The organism is Methylobacterium sp. WL116, from assembly GCF_008039455.1.
Classification (GTDB): domain Bacteria; phylum Pseudomonadota; class Alphaproteobacteria; order Rhizobiales; family Beijerinckiaceae; genus Methylobacterium.
In genome coordinates this window covers 1-6235 of record NZ_VRUV01000269.1, presented here as the reverse complement: position 1 = coordinate 6235, position 6235 = coordinate 1, and the positions used below count along the sequence as shown (strand labels likewise).

Annotated in this window: 4 protein-coding genes; 3 read left to right on the top strand and 1 reads right to left on the bottom strand. The window is 71.0% G+C overall.

Features of this window, described 5'->3' with window-relative positions:
• A partial coding sequence (locus tag FV223_RS17680; protein WP_147728253.1) for a PBP1A family penicillin-binding protein occupies positions 1-2162 on the bottom strand: 2162 nt, incomplete at its 3' end.
• A 250-nt stretch (positions 2163-2412) separates the two neighbouring features.
• Between FV223_RS17680 and FV223_RS17675 the strand changes: the two genes are divergently transcribed.
• The 3 genes from FV223_RS17675 to FV223_RS17665 all read left to right on the top strand — a co-directional run bounded on the left by FV223_RS17675 (position 2413) and on the right by FV223_RS17665 (position 6209).
• Complete coding sequence (locus FV223_RS17675; RefSeq protein ID WP_147728252.1) at positions 2413-2907, top strand: YcgN family cysteine cluster protein; 495 nt, start codon at positions 2413-2415, stop codon at positions 2905-2907.
• A gap of 75 nt (positions 2908-2982) precedes the next feature.
• The gene (locus FV223_RS17670; protein WP_147728251.1) at positions 2983-5019 is read left to right on the top strand and encodes a YgiQ family radical SAM protein; all 2037 of its coding nucleotides are present in this window, start codon (positions 2983-2985) and stop codon (positions 5017-5019) included.
• Positions 5020-5144: 125 nt separating this feature from the next.
• A complete protein-coding gene (locus FV223_RS17665) occupies positions 5145-6209 on the top strand; it encodes an alpha/beta hydrolase domain-containing protein (protein ID WP_147728250.1) in 1065 nt (354 codons plus the stop codon).
• Positions 6210-6235: the final 26 nt, after the last annotated feature.

Sequence of the window (6235 nt, the reverse complement as noted above, 5' to 3'; positions counted from 1 at the left end):
GGCTTGGCCTCGCCCGCATCGGGCCGGGCCCGCTCGACGGTGCGGAACAGGCCGTTGAGGCCGCCGATCACCTCGAAGCTCCGGCGCGAGAGCTTGCCGTAGCTGGTCGCGGCCGGATCGGTCGGGGCGGCGGCGGCGGCCTGGGCGGCGGCGGCGTTCGGGGCCTTGAGCCCCGGCAGGGGCTTGAGCTCGATGCCCTGGTGGGCGACCTCGAGCACGTCGTGCCAGGCGGAGGCGGGGAGCGAGCCGCCGGTCATCTTGTTGGTCGAGGTGTGGTCGTCGTTGCCGAACCAGACCGCGGCGACGTAGTTGCCGGTGTAGCCGACGAACCACGCGTCGCGGTAGGCGTTCGTGGTGCCGGACTTGCCCGCGACCTTCATGCCCTCGAGCTGCGCGCGGCGGCCGGTGCCCTCCTCGACCACCTTGTTCAGCATGTAGTTCATATCGGCCACGACCTGGGTCGAGAGCACCTGCTCGGGCTTCTCGTCGTCGTGCCGGTAGATCACCTCGCCGCTGGAGTTCTTCACCTCGGAGGCCGCGTAGGGCTTCGCCTTGCGCCCGCCGTTGGCGAACACCGCGTAGGCCGCGGCCTGGTCGATCACCGTCACCTCGGCCGAGCCGATCGGCAGCGAGACGGAATCGACCAGCGGGGTGGTGATGCCCATGCGGTGGGCCGTGTCGATGATCTTGGCGCGGCCCGCCTTCGCCGCCGGGAAGTCGCCCTTGATCCCGAGGCCCTTGCCGATGGCGATCGAGACCTTGATCGGGATCGTGTTGATCGATTTGGCCACCGCGAGCCACATCGGCTGGCGCCCGGAATAGGAGCGGCCGTAATTCTGCGGGCACCAGTTGCCGAGGCAGACGGGGCTGTCGACGACCACCGTGTCCGGCCGGAACAGGCCCGAGCTCAGCGCCGCCGCGTAGACGTAGGGCTTGAACGACGAGCCGGGCTGGCGCAGCGCGTCGGTGGCGCGGTTGAACTGGCTCTCGCCGTAATCGGCGCCGCCGACCATCGCGCGCAGGGCGCCGTCGGGATCGAGGATCACCATCGCCGCCTCGTCGACGTCGTAGGCCTCGCCGGACTTGCGCAGGATGTCGGCCACCACCTGGTCGGCGCGCTTCTGGATGCCGAGGTCGAGCGGCGTCTTCACCGTCAGCACCCGGTCGCTCTTGAACTTGCCCGCGTCGGCCATGGCCTTGATCTCGCCGAAGGCCCAGTCGAGGTAGTAGTCGGCGGTGATGTCGCGGGTGCGCGTCACCGGCGTCGCCGGGTTGCGCAGCGCCGTCTGGATCTGCCCCTCGGTGACGAAGCCGGCCTCGACCATGTTGTGCAGCACGTCGACGGCGCGCGCGCGGGCCGCCGGAAGATTGACGCTCGGCGCGTACTTGCTCGGCGCCTTGAACAGGCCGGCCAGCATCGCGGCCTCGGCCAGGCTGATGTCCTTCAGCGGCTTGCCGAAATAGTAGTCCGCCGCCGCCACCGCGCCGAAGGTGCCGCCGCCCATGTAGGCGCGGTCGAGGTAGAGCTTCAGGATCTCGTTCTTGGTCAGGTGGCTCTCGAGCCACAGGGCCAGAAAGGCCTCGTTGATCTTGCGCTCCAGCGAGCGCTCGTTGGTGAGGAACAGGTTCTTGGCGAGCTGCTGCGTGATCGACGAGCCGCCCTGGGTGTTGCCGCCGCCGCGCGAGTTGTTGACCAGCGCCCGCATCGTGCCGATCGGGTCGATGCCCCAGTGCTCGTAGAAGCGGCGGTCCTCGGTCGAGACCAGGGCCTTGATCATGATGTCGGGGAATTCGTCGAGCTTGAGCGAGTCGTCGTGCTTGATCCCGCGCCGCCCGACCTCGGTGCCGTAGCGGTCGAGGAAGGTGACCGCGAGGTCCTGCTGCTTCAGCCAGTTGTCGCTGGTGAGGTTGAAGGCGGGCTGCGCCATCGCCAGCATCAGGATCGCAGCCCCGGTGCCGAGCGTCGTGGCTTCGCTCGTCAGGTCGAGCGCGACCCGCTTCCAGCCGCGGAAGGCGAAGACCTTCATCCGCTCCTGGAAGCGGCCGTAGGCCGCGCCGCCGGAGACGCCGCTGTCGTAGAGGCCCGCATTGACCCACGCGTCGAAGGCCAGCGACGCGTGCCTGATGCGGGTGAGGAGACGAGAGACGTTCAGCAGGCGCACGACGGGGTTCCGGCTCCTAGAGACGCCTCGACGGACCCGCGGACGACGGGGCCGTGCCCCTCTCTACCAAGCCGCGGGGCCTTTCGCGAGATGGAACGCGGCCCTCGCGGCGATGGGTCCGGCGGGCGCCCGAGAAAGGTCGCGTCAGTCTTGATGCGGGATTGGGGCGGCGCCGGGGCGAGGTTGCGCGGCCGGCGCCCATGCGGCACAGGAGAGCGCTTCAGCCCTTGAGACACGAGAGGTGTTCCCGATGGGGAACCCCAAGCCCGCCCCCGCGGGTGCCGCCCTGCCGTTCTGGCGGGAGAAATCCCTCGATGCGATGACGCCGGCCGAGTGGGAGAGCCTGTGCGACGGCTGCGGCCGCTGCTGCCTGCTCAAGCTCGAGGACGACGACACCGGCGAGGTCCACCACACCGACGTCGGCTGCACGCTGCTCGACGGCCACCATTGCCGCTGCCGCGACTACGCCAAGCGCCAGGTCCGCGTGCCGGACTGCGTCCGCCTCACGCCGGAGGCGGTGCGCACGATCCCGTGGCTGCCGCCCACCTGCGCCTACCGCCTGGTCCGCGACGGCGAGCCGCTGTTCGACTGGCACCCGCTGATCTCGGGCTCGCGCAACAGCGTCCACGACGCCGGCATCTCGATCCGCGGCCGGATGGCCGGCAACGAGGAGGAGTTCTCCGACGACGAGCTCCCGGACCGGATCGTCGACTGGCCGACGGCGATGCCGGGCGAGGAGGGGTAGGGGGCGGGCTGGTCCGTGATGACCCGCCGCGCCGTTCGTTGAGGTCGCGGCCCCGGCGGTCTATGCACGGGCCCCATGGACCTCCTCCAAGCTTCCGCGAGTCGATCCCCGGCTCCCCTCGCCTGCAAGCGGCCGTCTTCCAAGGCGGCGGCGCCGTTCCTGCCCATGAGCCGCGCCGAGATGGACGCGCTCGGGTGGGAATCCTGCGACATCGTCCTGGTGACGGGCGACGCCTATGTCGACCATCCCAGCTTCGGCATGGCCATCATCGGCCGGCTGCTCGAGGCGCAGGGATTCCGGGTCGGCATCATCGCGCAGCCCGACTGGCAATCGGCGGAGCCGTTCAAGGCCCTGGGCCGGCCGGCGCTGTTCTTCGGCGTCACCGGCGGCAATCTCGACTCGATGGTGAACCGCTACACGGCGGACCGTCGCCTGCGCCACGATGACGCCTACACCGCGGGCGGGGAGGGCGGCCGGCGCCCGGACCGCTCGACCATCGTCTACACGCAGCGCTGCCGCGAGGCGTACAAGGACGTGCCGATCATCCTCGGCGGCATCGAGGCCTCGCTCCGCCGCATCGCCCATTACGATTACTGGTCCGACAAGGTGCGCCGCTCGATCCTCGCGGATGCGAAGGCCGACCTGCTGCTCTACGGCAATGCCGAGCGCGCCGTGGTCGAGGTGGCGAACCGCCTCGCGGCCGGCGCGGCGCCGCACGAGCTGGACTCCGTCCGGGGCGTCGCCCTGTTCCGCCGCGTGCCCGCGCACTACGCCGAGCTGCCCGCCGACGACCTCGATTCGGCCGACGAGGCCGCCAGCCGCCGCCCCGGCGAGACCGTGATCCGGCTCCCCGCCTACGACGAGGTCAAGGACGACAAGGAGGCCTATGCCCGCGCCTCGCGGGTGCTGCACCGGGAGGCCAACCCCGGCAACGCCCGCCCCCTCGTCCAGCGCCACGGCGACCGCGACCTGTGGCTGAACCCGCCGCCGATCCCGCTCTCCAGCGAGGAGATGGATGCGGTCTACGACCTGCCCTACGCCCGCGCCCCCCATCCCGCCTACGGCGACGCGAAGATCCCCGCCTGGGACATGATCAAGTTCTCCGTGACGATCATGCGCGGCTGCTTCGGCGGCTGCACCTTCTGCTCGATCACCGAGCACGAGGGCCGCGTCATCCAGAACCGGTCGGAAGGCTCGATCCTGCGCGAGATCGAGCGGATCCGCGACAAGACCCCGGGCTTCACCGGCGTGATCTCGGATGTCGGCGGGCCGACGGCGAACATGTACCGGATGGCCTGCAAGGACCCGAAGATCGAGGCGGCGTGCCGGCTGCCGTCCTGCGTCTTCCCGGACATCTGCCCGAACCTGAACACCTCGCACGACGACCTGATCCGGCTCTATCGCAAGGTCCGCGAGGTCAAGGGCGTCAAAAAGGTGATGGTGGCCTCCGGCGTGCGCTACGACCTCGCGGTCCGGAGCCCCGAATACGTCGAGGAGCTCGTGACCCATCACGTCGGCGGCCGGCTGAAGATCGCCCCCGAGCACACCGAGCGCGGCCCCCTCGACCTGATGATGAAGCCGGGGATCGGCACCTACGACCGCTTCAAGGAGATGTTCGACGCGGCCGCCGAGAAGGCCGGCAAGAAATACTACCTGATCCCGTACTTCATCGCGGCCCATCCGGGCACGACCGACCAGGACATGATGAACCTCGCCGTCTGGCTCAAGAAGAACGACTACCGCGCCGATCAGGTGCAGACGTTCCTGCCCTCGCCGATGGCGACCGCCACGACGATGTACCACACCGAGATCAATCCGTTGCAGGGCGTGCGGCGCGGCGGCAGCGAGCCGGTCGACGCGATCAAGGGGATGCGCCAGCGCCGGCTGCACAAGGCGTTCCTGCGCTACCACGACCCCGAGAACTGGCCCCTGCTGCGCGAGGCGCTGCGGGCGATGGGCCGCGCGGATCTCATCGGGCCGCGGCCGGACCAGCTCGTCCCGCTCTCGCAGCCGCCGGGAACGGGCCTGGGCAAGGCGGGCGGCCAGCCGCGACCCGGGCGCCATCCGGGCGCGCCGCGTTTCACCACGAAGGGCGTGCCGCTGCGGAAGTGACGGCCGCGCGCATCGGGCGTTCCATGTCGGGATCGAGCGCCGAGCGCGGTTCCATCCGCCCCCGGATCGTCCCCCCGGCCGGCACGCCGCGACGGCGTCAGGCTCTGCCGAAACGAGGGGTTCCCATGCCACACATCCTCCACGCCGCAGCCCTCCTCCTCGCCCTCGGCGCGGGCGCGGCCGAGGCCAGGGTCGTCCGCCTGGAGATCGCGTCCAAGCAGCCCTACGGCACGTTCGCGGCGGGGGCCTATGCGCGCTGGGAGGGGCGCGTCGTCGGCGATCTGGCGCCCGGCGAGGCCGGCATTCCCGATCTCGACAGGGCGACGCGCAACGCCGCCGGCAGGGTCGAGTACGCGGCGCGGGTGATCCTGTTCCTGCCGGTCGATGCGGCCGCCGGCAACGGCGCGCTGCTGGTCGACGTGCCCAATCGCGGCAAGGCCTACGCCCACGCGCTCTACAACAGCCCGCGGGCGCTGCCGATGGCGTCGGGCAACCTCGATGCCGGCACCGGCTTCCTGGAGGATCGCGGCTACCGGGTCGCCGAGGTGTACTGGGAGCTCGGCCAGGGCGCCGACCTGCCGTCCTTCACCGACGGCGAGGGACAGCGGCGCTTCGTCGAGGGGGTCGGCTTCGCCATCGTGCGCGATACGGCCGACTTCCTCGCCCACGCGGCGGCCGATGCCGCGGGCACGCCGAACCCGCTCGCCGGCAGCGTGAGCCGGACGCTCGCCACCGGCAAGTCGCAGGACGGGCGCTTCCTGAAGACCTTCCTGCTGCACGGCTTCAACCGCGCCGACGGCCGGCGCGTCTTCGACGGGATGCACGTCTTCGTCTCGGGCGCGGGGCTGCTGCCGATCCTGCGATCGGGCACCGGGCCGGGATCGAGCGCCGACGGCGCGCCGAATTTTGCCGATCCGGAGTTTCCCGGCGTCCACGACGGGCCGCTGACCATCGGCGCGATCGTCGCCGCGGCCGAGGCGCGGGGCGAGGTGGCGCCGAAGGCGATGCTCCTGAATTCGACCACGGATTACGCGTCGCTGCGCGCCTCGCTCGGCCGCACCGGCGCCACCGGCACCGAAGACCTCGCGCTGCCGGCCAACGTCCGGATGTACGACGTCGCCGGCGCCTCGCACGTCACCGTGGTCCGGGCCTCGGCCTCCCGGGCGGCCTCGCGCACCCGGTTCACGTAGTCGGCCTGGCTCCGGTAGCGCTCGGC